The organism is Streptomyces sp. NPDC107471, from assembly GCF_055582845.1.
Genome location: NZ_JBVJPC010000009.1, coordinates 325,254 through 338,430, shown reverse-complemented (window position 1 = coordinate 338,430; position 13,177 = coordinate 325,254). Strand labels below are relative to the sequence as shown.

The window sequence follows — 13,177 nt, the reverse complement described above, 5'->3', positions numbered from 1 at the left end:
GCGGTTCGGGCGGTGGTTTCGGGAGACCCGCCAGGACATGGACGAGCAGGCGGACGACCAGCCCCGACGCACCGCCAAGTTGCCCGCGCGAGCCTGGCGCGCGGTGCTGGGACGTACGGCGAAGGAGTTGCTGGACGACGAACTCGCCGACCGCGCGGCGGCATTGACCTATTACGGCGTCCTGTCGCTGTTTCCCGCCCTGCTGGTGATGGTCTCCCTGCTGGGCGTGGTGGGGCAGCGCGCCACCGACAAGATCCTGGACAACATCGGGGACCTCGCACCGGGTCCGGCCCGGGACATCCTGCGGGACGCGGTGGTCCAGCTCGGCGACAGCGGCGGCACGGGCAGCATCCTCGCGGTCCTCGGCCTGCTGGCCGCGCTGTGGTCCGCCTCCGGGTACGTCGCCGCGTTCATCCGTACGTCCAACGCGGTGTACGACCTGCCCGAGGGGCGCCCCGTGTGGAAGCTGACGCCGCTGCGCCTGGCGCTGACCGTGACGCTGATGCTGATGCTGGCGGCGAGCGCGCTGATCGTGGTGTTCACGGGCCCGCTGGCCGAACGGGCGGGCCGGGCCGTGGGGTTCGGTGACGCGGCGATCGCGATCTGGGGCGTGGCCAAGTGGCCGGTGCTGCTGCTCCTGGTCGTCGTGATGATCGGGCTGCTGTACTGGGCCGCCCCCAACGTCCGCGGCCGCGGTTTCCGTTGGATCTCCCCGGGCAGTGTCATCGCCACCCTGGTCTGGGTCGCCGCCTCCGCGGGCTTCGCCCTCTACGCCGCCAACTTCGCCTCCTACAACAAGATGTACGGCGCTCTCGCCGGTGCCATCGTCTTCCTGGTGTGGCTCTGGCTGACGAACCTGGCGATCCTGCTGGGCCTGGAGTTCGACGCGGAGCTGGCCCGGGAGCGGGCGATCGCCTCCGGCGCGGCCGAGCCGACGGAGGAGCCCTACGTGGAACCGCGGGACACCCGGAAGTGGCCGCCGAGGCTGCGGGCGGCACGAGGGAAGGGACGCGCCTGAGGGCGGCACGCACACGCGGAGGCGGGCGGCACCCGTGCTCCCGGGTGCCGCCCGCCTTGGGCTCACGGATACCGCGGCCTGCTTCCTCGTCGGCCTCTTCGCCGGCTTCTTCAGTCGGCGTCTTCGGCCTACTTCTTCGGCCTGCTTCTTCGGCCTACTTCTTCGGGTACCGCCACGACACGACGACGATCGCGGCCAAGGCCGCGCCGACGATCAGCACCGGTCGCGGATGCCGGATCGCCGCCATGACCAGGGGCCGGGCCGGCTGGGGCACGCTGTGCTGCGCCCTGCGCTCCAGCGCGGCGCCCGTCTCGGTGGCCTTGCCCTGGGTGAGCCGGCCCGCCCGCTGCGTGCGTCCCTGGACCTTGTGGCCTGCCTGCGCGGCCCGGTCCTGGACCTTGTGGCCGGCCTGCGTGGCCTTGTCGTGCACGGTGTGACCGGCCTGTGCCGCGCTGCTGCGAAGCTGCACGGTCATCGCGCCGGCCTTGTCCCTGAGATCTGCCGCGCGGGCCCGCGCACGGCCCTTGACGTCCATCTTCCCTGCCAACTCCTCAACCGTGTCGCCGAGTTCACTGCGAGTCCGCTCGATCTGCTGCCGCAGCTCCTCGGGCCCCTTGGCCCCCGTCGCGGGGGGCTTGCCGCCCGTCCTGTCCGTCATCGGTGCGCCCTTTCCCTGATCTCCTCGACATCCGCCTTGACGCTGCCGAGGGCCTCCTCGGGCGTCGGGGGTGTGGCTCGGCGGAGCTGGGCGCGGCCGGTGGCGGCGAGCACCCCCGCGATCACGAACAGCACAGCCGTCACGATCAGCGCCGCGGCCCACACCGACAGCACCAGCGCGAGCGCGGCGATGCCGGTTCCGGCCAGGGCGAGCAGCCCCGCGTAGGCGAAGGCGCCGGCGGCACCGAGCAGCCCGCCGCCCTTGCCGGCCCGTCGGCCTTTCGCGGCCAGCTCCTCCTTCGCGAGGGCGACTTCCTGCCGCACCAGCCGGGAGACCTGCTCGGTGGCCTGTCCGACGAGTTCGCCCACCGAGTGATGTTCGTCGTGCGCCGGCCTGGGGGCCGTGGTTCCGGTCACGGTGTTCCGCCTCCTCTCGGTCGGAACATCCGGGTACCCGGCCCGCTCTTCTGCTACCCCCTCGGGGGACCGTCGTCCGGGCCGCGCTGTCCGAGCCGGGCCAACTGGCTCTGGAACCAGTCGAGCCGGGCCTGCAACAGGGCTGCCTCGGCGGCGAGTTCGGGCACCCCGAGCCCCTGGGGCAGACCGGGATCACCGGCTGCGGGGACGGCGGCGGGCCGGGCCACCACCCGCAGTCCCTCCCCGGCCAGCCGGGCGAACCCGGCGAGCGAGACGGCCGTACGTCCGCGCAGACAGCCCGCGCAGGAGGGGGCCAGGGCCCGCCAGCCGGGTCTGCCCCAGTCGGCGTCGGCGAGCGCCGCCGCGACCGTGCCGCAGGCGCAGGGTCCGACGGTCGCGGTCCGCACCCGCTGGCGGGCGTAGCGGAAGCCGCGCTCGAAGCGGAGGTAGCGGCCGAGGACCAGGACGTCGAGGAGGACGGCCGTGCGGTGCTCGGCCGTGCACAGCAGTGCCTCGGCCGCCGCGCGGTCGTGGACGCAGTGGAAGCCGCAGTCGCAGCGGCGGCTCGGTGCCCGGTGCCGCAGGCCGTAGACGCAGGACGCGTCGGCCAGGACGCCGTACGGCAGCGCGCCGCCGAGCGACACACCGGTGAACCCGGCCCGGGTGCCGTCCTGGGACAGCACCGGGTGGGCGATCTTGTATCCGGTCGGCGGCTCCGCAGGGCGTTCCTCCGGAAGCCGCAGTCTCATCGGGCCGCCGGAACCTCTTCGGGGGCCTTCAGTTCCTTGATCTCCTCGGGGAGTTCGAGCTCTTCCTCGGGGATCTCCGGCCGCTCCTCCGCGACTCCGGTGGCGAGTGCCTTGCCGAGCTTCATGACGCCTCCAGGACCAGGGGTCGTGCACCGTCCTGACCATGGTGACCCATCGGGGCCCTCTTTGGACATACCGCCTTTTCGCAGCATCGCTTAGCGATATACCGTAGAAGAATTAAGTGGAGCTTCACGGTTGGTGCGTCGAGACTACGCCCATGACCACTGCCGCCCCGCCCTTCGGCCGCGCCCTCTGCGCCATGATCACACCCTTCGAGGAGACCGGTGCCCTCGACCTCGACGGCGCGCAGACGCTCGCCGACCACCTGGTGACGGAGGGCTGCGACGGGCTCGTCCTGTCCGGCACCACGGGTGAGTCGCCGACCACGACGGACGCGGAGAAGTCCGCGCTGGTGAGAGCGGTACGGGAGGCGGTGGGCGGCCGGGCCTCGGTGGTGGCGGGGGTGGGCACCTCGGACACCCGGCACACCGTGGAGCTGGCCCGCGCCGCCGAGGAGGCGGGCGCGGACGGGGTGCTGGTGGTCAGCCCCTACTACAGCAGGCCACCGCAGGACGCGCTGGAGCCACACTTCCGCGAGGTCGCGGACGCCTGCGGACTGCCCGTCATGCTCTACGACATCCCGGGCCGCACCGGCACCCGCATCGAGCCGGAGACCATGATCCGGCTCGCCGAGCACCCCCGGATCGTCGCGGTCAAGGACTGCTCCTACGACTTCCTCGGCGCCCAGAAGGTCCTGGACCGCACGGAGTTGGCCTACTACGCGGGCTGCGACGAGCACATCCTCGCCCTGTACGCGGTGGGCGGAGCGGGCTACGTCAGCACCGTGGCCAACGTGGTCCCGGGCCGGCTCCGGTCGATCCTCGACCTGTTCGAGGCGGGCGACACCCCCGCGTCCGCCCGCCTCCAGCAACGGGCCACGCCACTGATCGAGGCGATGATGTCGGCGGGACTGCCCGGCACGGTCACCACCAAGGCCCTCCTCCACGCGCTCGGCCTGCCGGCGGGCCCGGTCCGCGCCCCCCTGCGCCCCGCCGACCACCGGACGACCGACGCTCTGCTGACGGAGTACGAACGCCTCATGACCACCTGACCGGGCTGGGCGAACGGCAAAAAGTCGCCGCGGAGGACACGTGGTCCTCCGCGGCGACTTGCTGCCGTGCGGGTCAGTTCCAGGAGTACCCGTCGCCGATCAGCAGCCCGTGCTCCAGGACGTCCTCCATCGGGTCGTCCACCTGGCCGATGTTGACCAGTCCGACCCGGGGGCCGTTGTGGGAGGCGGTGTTGGTCTCGTCGGCGTGTGCGCTGCCCGCGGGCAGCAGACACGTCACGGCCAGCGCCGCCAGCCCGCCCGTCACGGCCCTCGTCCGTACGTTCCTCATCGCTCGGCCCCTCGTTCGTCGTCTCGGCGTCTGATCGGACTCTTCGTCCACCCGTTCATCTGCCGAAACGACCCCGAGGTCACGCCGAGCAACCCGTACGTGATCTTCGAGGGGTCAGTTGTGGCTGTGCAGGACGTCGTTGAGGCCGCCCCAGACCGCGTTGTTCGGGCGGGCCTCGACCGTGCCGGTGACCGAGTTGCGGCGGAAGAGGATGTTCGAGGCGCCGCTGAGCTCGCGGGCCTTGACGATCTGCCCGTCGGGCATGGTGACCCGGGTGCCCGCGGTGACGTAGAGGCCGGCCTCTACGACGCACTCGTCGCCCAGCGCGATGCCGACGCCCGCCTCGGCTCCGATCAGGCAGCGCTCGCCGATGGTGATGCGGACGTTGCCACCGCCGGAGAGCGTGCCCATGGTGGAGGCGCCGCCGCCGATGTCCGAGCCGTCGCCGATCACGACACCGGCGGAGATACGGCCCTCGACCATCGACGTGCCGAGCGTGCCCGCGTTGAAGTTGACGAAGCCCTCGTGCATCACGGTGGTGCCCGCGGCGAGGTGCGCGCCGAGGCGGACCCGGTCGGCGTCGGCGATGCGGACGCCCTGGGGGGCCACGTAGTCCGTCATGCGCGGGAACTTGTCGACGCTCGTCACGGCGAGGTGCAGGCCCTCGGCGCGGGCGTTGAGGCGCACCTTCTCGATGTCGTCGACGGCGACCGGGCCGAGCGAGGTCCAGGCGACGTTGGGCAGGAGGCCGAAGATGCCGTCCAGGCTCTGGCCGTGCGGCTGGACCAGGCGGTGCGAGAGCAGGTGCAGACGCAGGTAGGTGTCGTGCGTGTCGAGCGGCTTGTCGTCGAGGGAGGCGATGACCGTGCGGACCGCGATCACCTCGACGCCGCGGCGGGCGTCCGGGCCGATCGCCTTGGCGGCGCCGTCGCCGAGCAGTTCCACGGCCCGCTCGGCGGAGAGCCGCTCGGTGCCGGCGGGGCCCGGTTCGGCGGAGAGCTCGGGAGCGGGGAACCAGGTGTCGAGAACGGTGCCGTCGGCGGCGACGGTGGCGAGGCCTGCGGCGATGGCGCCGGTGGTGCGCGGGGCAGTCGTGTCGGTCATGAGGGCAACCTAACCGGCGGGAGGCGCGGGACGCGAACCCGTACGCGGGCCATCTCGGCTACTGAGCGCCTCGCGCTACCCCACGCTCCCGGTCACCCCCACCGGCCCGCACGACACGTGCCGGGCCACAGGCGCCCACGCTCCCCCACGACACCCGTCAGAACAGCACGCACCCACCGGCAGCCAGGCACCGCCCCACGCGCCCCCACGACACCCGTCAGGACAGCACGCGCCCACAGACAGCCAGGCACCGCCCCACGCTCCCCCACGGCACCCGTCAGAACAGCACGCGCCCACAGACAGCCAGGCGCCGCCCCACGCTCCCCATGGCTCCGCCCCGGGCCGCACCCACCAACCACCCGACCGAGCCCACGCTCCCCGGCAGCACCGCCCAGGCAGCACGCACCCAACAGGCCCCCCGACTTCAGCCCCTCGTCGACGCCCCCGGCGGGATCACCCGCGCCAGCATCTCCCGCGCATAGGCCTCGTCGTACGGCGCCCCCGTCAGCAGTACCTGGAGGCAGATGCCGTCCATCAGGGCGACCAGCGCTCGTGCGGTGACCGGATCCGTGCGGTGGGTCAGGCGTTCGGCGAGGTCGTCGGCCCATTCGGCGGCGACGGGGCGCAGGGCGGGGCGGCGCAGGGCGGCGAGATAGAGCTCGTACTCCAGCTCGACGCCGGTGCGGTCGCCGCCGAGCCAGTCGCCGAGGACGCGGGCGAGGCCGGCCGCCAGGTCGCCGCCCGTGTCGTCCAGGGCGCCCTGCGCGGCGACCGCCTTGGCGAAACCCTCGCTGGCCTGGCGCAGCGCGGCGACCATCAGCTCGTCGAGGCTCCTGAAGTGGTACGTCGTCGACCCGAGCGGCACGTCGGCCTCGGCGGCGGCGCTGCGGTGGCTGAGCCCCGCGAGCCCTTTCGCCCCGACGACCCGGATGGCCGCGTCGATGATCCGCTGCCGGCGCTCGGGGTCGTGCCGGCGGGGCATCAGTGCGCCCCGCCCAGGTTCAGCACCACGACGCCCACGATGATCAGCGCGATCCCCGCGGCCTTGGTGGCGGTCATCGGCTCGTCGAGGAAGACCATGCCGATCGTGACGATGGCCGCGGTGCCCACCCCCGCCCAGATCGCGTAGGCGGTGCCGACCGACACCGTCTTCAGCGTCTGGGCGAGCAGCGCGAAGGACAGGACGTACCCGAGCACGGTCACCAGCGAGGGCCCGAGCCTGCTGAAACCCTCGGTGTACTTCATGGCCGTGGTCGCTCCGACCTCGGCGGCAATGGCTCCGGCGAGCAGCAGGTATCCCATGTGTACAAGCGTACATAACGGCTGGTTCAGGCGGCCGCCACCGGACCGGCCTCCCGTATCCGCGTCAGGCGGTCGAGGACGCGCCGCTTGGCGTGGGCGGCGCGGCGCAGGGCCGCGACCCTGCGGTAGCGCAGGAGTTCGGCGGGGTCGGGCGGCACGGCCCCGCTGAGTGCGTAGCCGTGGCCCAGCAGCTTCTCGCCCAGCACAGCGTCGCACAGCCGTATCTGGTCGGGTGTCAGCCGCTGCCGCCAACTGCCCGCCCGGGCGGCGTCCAGGACCCCGTGGGTACGCCGGTGCCAGGTCTTGCGGGCGGGGACGGCCCCCGCGGCCTGGCGGCGGGGCTCGGTCATCGCGGGCGCGTACTCCTCCCCCAAGTAGGCGCACAGTTCCCGCAGTCGCGGCTCGGGGTCGGCGACCAGGTCCTCGAAGCGCAGTTCGTGCCAGCTCTCCGGACCCAGCCGGCTCGCATACCGCCGGGTGACGTCCATGACCTGCGCCCAGGTGGCGACCGCCTCGTGGAAACCGCGGTGCCACCAGGGCATCCCCAGCAGCGAGGCCACACAGTCCCGCCCGTCCCGTACGAGGTGGACGAACTGCGCGTCCGGGAAGAGCCGCAGGATCTCCTCCACGTGCAGCGCGTATGCCGGCCGTTTGTCGCCCCAGCGGACCTTGCCGTGCCGTTCGGCGTACGACCTGAGCGGGACCCCCAGCGCCGAACCCAGCGTGGGCGGGCCGCTCTCGATGCGCCGGGCCACGGTGTCCGCGTCCAGGCCGAGTTCGTGGAAGCGGGTCTCCTCGCGCCGGGTGATCCAGGCGGCGAGCCGGGCCCGGTTGCCGGCGTCCCCGAGATCGCCGAAGCGCAGCCGGTCCGCGTAGGCGGGCAGCACGAACCGGGTCTCCGGGGGCAGGGCGATCCTCGGGTGCGCGTGCAGCATGAGCTGGAGCAGCGTGGTGCCCGAGCGGGGGCAGCCGAGGACGAAGACGGGCCGGACGGGACAAGGGGGTGCAGAGGTGACCACGTCCTCACCCTGCCGTCGCCGGATGGGACGGGGCTGGGAGCCCGCTGAGCGGGGAATGTGGAAACCGGTTGCTTCAAAGGGCTGCTGGCGAACGCCGGTTACCACTAGTGTTCCCCCCGGAACCACCTGTGGTTCACCCTTCACCTACCGCGCCACCACAGCAGCGGCACGTCGCCTCGCGCCGCGCCGGAGGAACCGCGCATGCCCGAAGACAAGTCCCGGCCGCCCCAGGACCGCCCCTGGGAGAACGGCTGGACGCTGGACACCTCCCGCACACCCGGCACCCGACGGCTCTATCTCGCCGGGGCGCTGGCGGTGGCCACGATCATCGCCTGTGTGGCGGCGACAGCGGCCACGGACCACGTGGCCGACGAGCCGTCGAAGACCTCGCGGGCCGAGGGGTCCGGCCTGATCTCGTTCTCCTCGCAGCCCGCGACGACCGTACCGCCGCGGGGCGACAGCGGCCTCTCGTCGGTGTCCCCCTCCCCCGGCAGCCCCCGGCAGCAGGGCGCCGACCCCACGGTCACGGTCACGGCGGTGCCGAAGCCCCCCAAGTCCACCGCGACCAGGGCGAGTTCGTCGAAGCCGCAGCCCTCCGCGAGCTACCGTTCGTTCCGCTCGGTCAACTACCCAAGCCGCTACTGGCACGTGGACGACGGCTATGTGGGCCTGGACCCGGTCAGCGGAGCGCAGTCCCGCGAGGACGCCACCTTCAGGCAGGTCGGGGGACTGGCGGACGCCTCCTGCCGCTCGTTCGCCACCCGGGACGGCCGGTACCTGCGCCACCGCTCCTTCGTCCTGCGGGCCGAACGCGACGACGGCTCGTCCCTCTTCGAGCAGGACGCCACGTTCTGCCCCCGGGACGCCGCCCACTCGGGCGCGACCATGCTGGAGTCAGTGAACTACCCCGGCTACTTCCTCCGCCACAAGAACTTCGTGGTCCGTCTGGAACGCTTCGCGTACGACTCCCAGTACCTCGCGGACTCGTCGTTCCAGCTCGTGGACGGTCTGGCCTGAGCCGCGTCCCGGCACACGGAAGCGGCGGCACCCGAGAGTGCCGCCGCTTTTTACGTCCGTACGTCCCTCAGACGTTGAACCCGAGCGCCCGCAACTGCTCGCGTCCGTCGTCCGTGATCTTGTCCGGCCCCCACGGCGGCATCCACACCCAGTTGATGCGCAGCTCGCTGACGAGGCCGTCCGTGGCGGACTTGGCCTGGTCCTCGATGACGTCCGTCAGCGGACAGGCCGCCGAGGTCAGGGTCATGTCGAGGGTCGCGATGTTCGCGTCGTCGACGTGGATGCCGTAGATCAGGCCGAGGTTGACGACGTCGATGCCCAGCTCGGGGTCGACGACGTCGTACAGCGCCTCGCGGATCTCTTCCTCCGAGGCCGGCTTCATCTCAACGGTCTCGCTCATGCCGTCTTCCTTTCGGCGTCGGCTCCGGCGTCCATCGCCTGGGCCGTCGCGTCCTTCCATGCCATCCAGCTCAGGAGGGCGCACTTGACCCGGGCCGGGTACTTGGAGACACCGGCGAACGCGACCGCGTCCTCCAGCACCTCCTCCATCGCGTCGTCCGGCTCGATCCGGCCCTTGGACTGCATCAGCTCCAGGAAGGTCTCCTGGATCTGCTGCGCCTGGTCCAGGTCCTTGCCGACCAGCAGGTCGTTCAGGACGGACGCGCTGGCCTGGCTGATCGAGCAGCCCTGCCCCTCGTAGGAGACGTCCTCGATCCTCGTGCCGTCGTACTTCACGCGGAGGGTGATCTCGTCGCCGCACGTCGGGTTCACGTGGTGCACCTCGGCGTCGCCGTCCCGGAGACCACGCCCGTGCGGGTGCTTGTAGTGGTCCAGGATGACTTCCTGGTACATCGAGTCCAGCTTCATGCGATAGCCCGTTCCCGTCAGCCGAAGAAGTTCCGTACGTGCTCCAGGCCCTCGACCAGTGCGTCGATCTCGGCCGGAGTGGAGTACAGATAGAACGACGCTCGCGTGGTCGCGGGAATTCCGTACCGCAGGCAGACCGGCCGCGCGCAGTGGTGGCCGACCCGGACCGCGATGCCCTGCTCGTCGAGGACCTGGCCCACGTCGTGCGGGTGGATGTCACCGAGCGTGAAGGAGATCGCCGCGCCCCGGTCCTCGGCCGTGCTCGGGCCGATGATCCTGAGGTCGGGGACCTCCGTCAGACGCCGGACCGCGTACTCGGTCAGCGCGTGCTCATGGGCGAGGATCTTGTCCATGCCGATCGACTGGAGGTAGTCGATCGCCGCGCCCAGGCCCACGGCCTGCGCGACCGGGGGCGTGCCCGCCTCGAACTTGTGCGGTGCCGGGGCGTACGTCGACGAGTGCATCGACACGGTCTCGATCATCTCGCCGCCGCCGAGGAACGGGGGCAGGTCCTCCAGGAGCTCCTGCCGGCCCCAGAGCACGCCGATGCCCGTCGGGCCGCACATCTTGTGGCCGGTGAAGGCCACGAAGTCGGCCTGGAGCGCCTGCACGTCCACCGGCATGTGCGGGGCGGCCTGCGAGGCGTCGATGCAGACCAGCGCACCGACCTCCTGCGCACGGCGGATGATCGCCTCGACCGGGTTGACGGTGCCCAGGATGTTGGAGACCAGCACGAAGGAGACGATCTTCGTCTTCTCGGTGATGACCTCCTCGATGTTGGAGAGGTCGAGGCGGCCGTCGTCGGTCAGCCCGAACCACTTCAGCTTCGCACCCGTGCGCTGCGCGAGGAGCTGCCACGGCACGATGTTGGAGTGGTGCTCCATCTCCGTGATGACGATCTCGGTCTCGGAGTCCACGCGGTAGGGCTCGTCGGCCCAGCCCAGCATGTTCGCCACGAGGTTGAGCGACTCGGAGGCGTTCTTGGTGAAGATCACCTCGTCGCGCGAGGGCGCGTTGATGAACTCGGCGACCTTGTCGCGCGCGCCCTCGTACAGCGCCGTGGCCTCCTCGGCGAGCACATGCACACCGCGGTGGACGTTGGCGTTGTAGCGCTCGTAGTACTCGCTCAGGGCGTCCAGTACCTGGCGCGGCTTCTGCGAGGTCGCCGCGTTGTCCAGGTAGACGAGCTTCCGGTCGTCGTGGACCAGGCGGTCCAGGATCGGGAAGTCCTTGCGGATCGCCTCGGTGTCGAGGAGGCCCGGCAACTGCGTCACGCTGATACGCCACCCTTCGTGTATGCCTCGTAGCCCTCGTTCTCCAGCTTGTCGGCGAGCTCGGCACCGCCGGACTCGACGATCCGGCCGCCGGAGAAGACGTGGACGAAGTCGGGCTTGATGTAGCGCAGGATGCGCGTGTAGTGCGTGATCAGCAGGGTGCCGACCTCGCCGGTCTCGCGGACCCGGTTGACGCCCTCGGAGACGACGCGAAGGGCGTCGACGTCGAGGCCGGAGTCGGTCTCGTCGAGGATCGCGATCTTCGGCTTGAGCAGTTCGAGCTGGAGGATCTCGTGGCGCTTCTTCTCACCGCCGGAGAAGCCCTCGTTGACGTTGCGCTCGGCGAAGGAGGAGTCCATGTGGAGGCGCTCCATGGCCTCCTTGACCTCCTTCACCCAGGTGCGCAGCTTGGGGGCCTCGCCGCGGATGGCGGTGGCGGAGGTGCGCAGGAAGTTCGACACGGAGACACCCGGGACCTCGACCGGGTACTGCATCGCGAGGAACAGACCGGCGCGGGCGCGCTCGTCGACCTCCATCTCCAGGACGTCCTCGCCGTCGAGGGTGACGGTGCCGCCGGTGATGGTGTACTTCGGGTGACCCGCGAGGGAGTAGGCGAGCGTCGACTTGCCGGAGCCGTTGGGGCCCATGATGGCGTGCGTCTCGCCCTGCCTCACGGTCAGGTCGACACCCTTGAGGATCTCCTTCGTGGCGTTGTCGGCCTCGACGGTGACGTGCAGGTCTCGGATTTCAAGCGTTGCCATGGGTGCCTCAGGACTCCTGGGTGAGGGAGACGAGCACGTCGTCCCCTTCGATCTTTACGGGGTATACGGGGACGGGGCGCGTCGCGGGTAGGCCGGACGGTTTGCCGGTGCGCAGGTCGAAGCTGGAGCCGTGCAGCCAGCACTCGATCTGGCAGTCCTCCACCTCGCCCTCGGAGAGCGAGACGTTGGCGTGGGAGCAGATGTCGTGGATGGCGAACACCTCCCCCTCGGTCCGCACGACCGAGACCGGCGTGCCGTCGAGTTCCACCCGCTTGGGGGTGTCCTCCTCCAGCTCGCTCAGCCCGCAGGCGCGTACGAAGTCGGCCATCAGACGGTGGCCTCCAGCTCCTCGTCGATCTTCACGAGAAGGCGCTCCTCGATGTCGTCGACACCGATCTGCTGGACCAGCTCGGCGAAGAAGCCGCGGACCACCAGACGCCGGGCCTCGTCGGCGGGGATGCCGCGGGCCATCAGGTAGAAGAGCTGCTCGTCGTCGAAGCGGCCGGTCGCCGAGGCGTGACCCGCTCCGACGATCTCGCCGGTCTCGATCTCCAGGTTCGGCACGGAGTCGACCCGGGCGCCGTCGGTGAGGACGAGGTTCCGGTTCATCTCGTAGGTGTCCGTGCCCTCGGCCTTGGCCTCGATGAGCACGTCGCCGATCCACACCGCGTGGGCGCCCTCGCCCTGCAGCGCGCCCTTGTAGACGACGTTGGACTTGCAGTGCGGGGTGTTGTGGTCGACCAGGAGGCGGTGCTCCTGGTGCTGGCCCTGGTCGGTGAAGTACAGCCCGAACAGCTCGGCCTCGCCGCCGGTGCCGGCGTAGGACACGCGCGGGTGCAGCCGTACGACGTCGCCGCCGAAGGTGACGACGACCGACTTGAAGGACGCGTCCCGGCCGATCAGCGCGTTGTGCTGGGCGACGTGCACGGCCTTGTCGTCCCAGTCCTGGACGGAGACCACGGTCAGCTTGGCGCCGTCGCCCAGGATGTAGTCGACGTTGGCGGCGAGCACCCCGTCACCGGTGTGGTCGATGACGACGACGGCCTCGGCGAAGGCGCCCAGCTCGATCACCTGGTGGCCGAAGCGGGTGCCGCCCTCGCCGTGCACGGCGATGCGGATCGGCTCGGTGAGGACCGTCTCCTTGGGGACGGTGACCACGCCGGCCTTCTCGAACGCCGAGTACGCCTGGGCGGCGATGCGGTCCACCGGGGTGCCGGCCCTGCCGATCCGGGCGTCGTCGCGGTCGACGGTCTCCACGGTCACGCCCTCGGGGGCCTGCACGTCGACCGTCACGCCGTCACCGGTCGCGACGGCGGTGCCGTCGTGCAGTCCGCGCAGGCGCTCCAGCGGGGTGAACCGCCACTCCTCCTCGCGGCCGTGCGGGACCGGGAAGTCCGCGACGTCGAAGGACGGGGGCGCGCTCATGCGCGTGGCGACGGTCGACTCGGCGGCCACCGCGATCTGGCCCGCGGTGGTGGACCCCACGGGGATGTTCTGAGCCTCAGCCATGGCTGTCGGTCTGCTCTCTTCCT

The 13,177-nt window shown here is 71.2% G+C and carries 18 protein-coding genes; 3 read left to right on the top strand and 15 right to left on the bottom strand.

Annotation, left to right across the window (positions count from 1 at the left end):
- Positions 1-37: 37 nt before the first annotated feature.
- A complete protein-coding gene (locus ACZ66S_RS29705) occupies positions 38-1,018 on the top strand; it encodes a YihY/virulence factor BrkB family protein (protein WP_469904612.1) in 981 nt (326 codons plus the stop codon).
- Positions 1,019-1,172: 154 nt separating this feature from the next.
- Here the strand turns inward: ACZ66S_RS29705 and ACZ66S_RS29700 are convergent, their stop codons facing one another.
- From ACZ66S_RS29700 to ACZ66S_RS29685, 4 genes are read right to left on the bottom strand one after another with little or no spacing between them, the layout of a single operon-like run.
- A complete protein-coding gene (locus ACZ66S_RS29700) occupies positions 1,173-1,676 on the bottom strand; it encodes a DUF3618 domain-containing protein (protein WP_469904611.1) in 504 nt (167 codons plus the stop codon).
- A complete protein-coding gene (locus ACZ66S_RS29695; RefSeq protein WP_469904610.1) occupies positions 1,673-2,092 on the bottom strand; it encodes a phage holin family protein in 420 nt (139 codons plus the stop codon). The genes ACZ66S_RS29700 and ACZ66S_RS29695 overlap by 4 nt, the downstream gene beginning before the upstream one ends.
- Positions 2,093-2,145: 53 nt before the next feature.
- Entirely contained in the window at positions 2,146-2,841 is a 696-nt protein-coding gene (locus ACZ66S_RS29690; protein ID WP_469904609.1) for a hypothetical protein, read from the bottom strand.
- The gene (locus tag ACZ66S_RS29685; protein WP_469904608.1) at positions 2,838-2,966 is read right to left on the bottom strand and encodes a hypothetical protein; all 129 of its coding nucleotides are present in this window, start codon (positions 2,964-2,966) and stop codon (positions 2,838-2,840) included. The genes ACZ66S_RS29690 and ACZ66S_RS29685 overlap by 4 nt, the downstream gene beginning before the upstream one ends.
- Positions 2,967-3,118: 152 nt before the next feature.
- Between ACZ66S_RS29685 and dapA the strand changes: the two genes are divergently transcribed.
- On the top strand, positions 3,119-4,012 hold the full coding sequence (dapA, locus tag ACZ66S_RS29680; RefSeq protein WP_469904607.1) for a 4-hydroxy-tetrahydrodipicolinate synthase: 894 nt from the start codon (positions 3,119-3,121) through the stop codon (positions 4,010-4,012).
- A 73-nt stretch (positions 4,013-4,085) separates the two neighbouring features.
- Here the strand turns inward: dapA and ACZ66S_RS29675 are convergent, their stop codons facing one another.
- The 5 genes from ACZ66S_RS29675 to ACZ66S_RS29655 form a co-directional block, all read right to left on the bottom strand.
- Positions 4,086-4,301: a hypothetical protein gene (locus ACZ66S_RS29675; protein WP_469904606.1), complete on the bottom strand. Its 216-nt coding sequence runs from the start codon at positions 4,299-4,301 to the stop codon at positions 4,086-4,088.
- Between the two features lie 114 nt (positions 4,302-4,415).
- A complete protein-coding gene (gene dapD / locus ACZ66S_RS29670) occupies positions 4,416-5,405 on the bottom strand; it encodes a 2,3,4,5-tetrahydropyridine-2,6-dicarboxylate N-succinyltransferase (protein ID WP_469904605.1) in 990 nt (329 codons plus the stop codon).
- 424 nt (positions 5,406-5,829) lie between these two features.
- Complete coding sequence (locus ACZ66S_RS29665) at positions 5,830-6,387, bottom strand: TetR/AcrR family transcriptional regulator (RefSeq protein WP_469904604.1); 558 nt, start codon at positions 6,385-6,387, stop codon at positions 5,830-5,832.
- On the bottom strand, positions 6,387-6,707 hold the full coding sequence (locus tag ACZ66S_RS29660; protein WP_469904603.1) for a DMT family transporter: 321 nt from the start codon (positions 6,705-6,707) through the stop codon (positions 6,387-6,389). The genes ACZ66S_RS29665 and ACZ66S_RS29660 overlap by 1 nt, the downstream gene beginning before the upstream one ends.
- A gap of 26 nt (positions 6,708-6,733) precedes the next feature.
- Positions 6,734-7,726: a sulfotransferase family protein gene (locus ACZ66S_RS29655; protein WP_469904602.1), complete on the bottom strand. Its 993-nt coding sequence runs from the start codon at positions 7,724-7,726 to the stop codon at positions 6,734-6,736.
- Between the two features lie 201 nt (positions 7,727-7,927).
- Between ACZ66S_RS29655 and ACZ66S_RS29650 the strand changes: the two genes are divergently transcribed.
- Positions 7,928-8,743 (top strand): AbfB domain-containing protein, encoded by an 816-nt coding sequence (locus tag ACZ66S_RS29650; protein ID WP_469904601.1) that lies wholly within the window; start codon positions 7,928-7,930, stop codon positions 8,741-8,743.
- A 67-nt stretch (positions 8,744-8,810) separates the two neighbouring features.
- On the opposite strand, the gene ACZ66S_RS29645 is transcribed toward ACZ66S_RS29650, so the two are convergent.
- The 6 genes from ACZ66S_RS29645 to sufD are packed head-to-tail and all read right to left on the bottom strand — an operon-like array spanning position 8,811 to position 13,154.
- Entirely contained in the window at positions 8,811-9,143 is a 333-nt protein-coding gene (locus ACZ66S_RS29645) for a metal-sulfur cluster assembly factor (protein WP_007381214.1), read from the bottom strand.
- The gene (sufU, locus tag ACZ66S_RS29640; RefSeq protein ID WP_469904600.1) at positions 9,140-9,610 is read right to left on the bottom strand and encodes a Fe-S cluster assembly sulfur transfer protein SufU; all 471 of its coding nucleotides are present in this window, start codon (positions 9,608-9,610) and stop codon (positions 9,140-9,142) included. Before sufU ends, ACZ66S_RS29645 begins: the two co-directional genes overlap by 4 nt.
- Before the next feature lie 17 nt (positions 9,611-9,627).
- The gene (locus ACZ66S_RS29635; protein WP_469904599.1) at positions 9,628-10,884 is read right to left on the bottom strand and encodes a cysteine desulfurase; all 1,257 of its coding nucleotides are present in this window, start codon (positions 10,882-10,884) and stop codon (positions 9,628-9,630) included.
- Positions 10,881-11,645, bottom strand: a complete 765-nt coding sequence (gene sufC, locus ACZ66S_RS29630; RefSeq protein WP_469904598.1) for a Fe-S cluster assembly ATPase SufC — start codon at positions 11,643-11,645, stop codon at positions 10,881-10,883. Before sufC ends, ACZ66S_RS29635 begins: the two co-directional genes overlap by 4 nt.
- Positions 11,646-11,652: 7 nt before the next feature.
- Positions 11,653-11,973, bottom strand: coding sequence for a non-heme iron oxygenase ferredoxin subunit (locus ACZ66S_RS29625; protein ID WP_469904597.1), 321 nt, complete (start codon positions 11,971-11,973; stop codon positions 11,653-11,655).
- Entirely contained in the window at positions 11,973-13,154 is a 1,182-nt protein-coding gene (gene sufD, locus ACZ66S_RS29620) for a Fe-S cluster assembly protein SufD (protein ID WP_469904596.1), read from the bottom strand. Before sufD ends, ACZ66S_RS29625 begins: the two co-directional genes overlap by 1 nt.
- Positions 13,155-13,177: the final 23 nt, after the last annotated feature.

Coding starts and splice junctions, on each gene's coding strand:
- ACZ66S_RS29705 (WP_469904612.1), top strand. CDS start 38: ATGGACGAGCAGGCGGACGACCAGCCCCGACGCACCGCCAAGTTGCCC.
- sufD (WP_469904596.1), bottom strand. CDS start 13,154: ATGGCTGAGGCTCAGAACATCCCCGTGGGGTCCACCACCGCGGGCCAG.
- ACZ66S_RS29685 (WP_469904608.1), bottom strand. CDS start 2,966: ATGAAGCTCGGCAAGGCACTCGCCACCGGAGTCGCGGAGGAGCGGCCG.
- ACZ66S_RS29660 (WP_469904603.1), bottom strand. CDS start 6,707: ATGGGATACCTGCTGCTCGCCGGAGCCATTGCCGCCGAGGTCGGAGCG.
- ACZ66S_RS29700 (WP_469904611.1), bottom strand. CDS start 1,676: ATGACGGACAGGACGGGCGGCAAGCCCCCCGCGACGGGGGCCAAGGGG.
- ACZ66S_RS29645 (WP_007381214.1), bottom strand. CDS start 9,143: ATGAGCGAGACCGTTGAGATGAAGCCGGCCTCGGAGGAAGAGATCCGC.
- ACZ66S_RS29665 (WP_469904604.1), bottom strand. CDS start 6,387: ATGCCCCGCCGGCACGACCCCGAGCGCCGGCAGCGGATCATCGACGCG.
- sufU (WP_469904600.1), bottom strand. CDS start 9,610: ATGAAGCTGGACTCGATGTACCAGGAAGTCATCCTGGACCACTACAAG.
- dapA (WP_469904607.1), top strand. CDS start 3,119: ATGACCACTGCCGCCCCGCCCTTCGGCCGCGCCCTCTGCGCCATGATC.
- ACZ66S_RS29650 (WP_469904601.1), top strand. CDS start 7,928: ATGCCCGAAGACAAGTCCCGGCCGCCCCAGGACCGCCCCTGGGAGAAC.
- ACZ66S_RS29675 (WP_469904606.1), bottom strand. CDS start 4,301: ATGAGGAACGTACGGACGAGGGCCGTGACGGGCGGGCTGGCGGCGCTG.
- sufC (WP_469904598.1), bottom strand. CDS start 11,645: ATGGCAACGCTTGAAATCCGAGACCTGCACGTCACCGTCGAGGCCGAC.
- ACZ66S_RS29625 (WP_469904597.1), bottom strand. CDS start 11,973: ATGGCCGACTTCGTACGCGCCTGCGGGCTGAGCGAGCTGGAGGAGGAC.
- dapD (WP_469904605.1), bottom strand. CDS start 5,405: ATGACCGACACGACTGCCCCGCGCACCACCGGCGCCATCGCCGCAGGC.
- ACZ66S_RS29690 (WP_469904609.1), bottom strand. CDS start 2,841: ATGAGACTGCGGCTTCCGGAGGAACGCCCTGCGGAGCCGCCGACCGGA.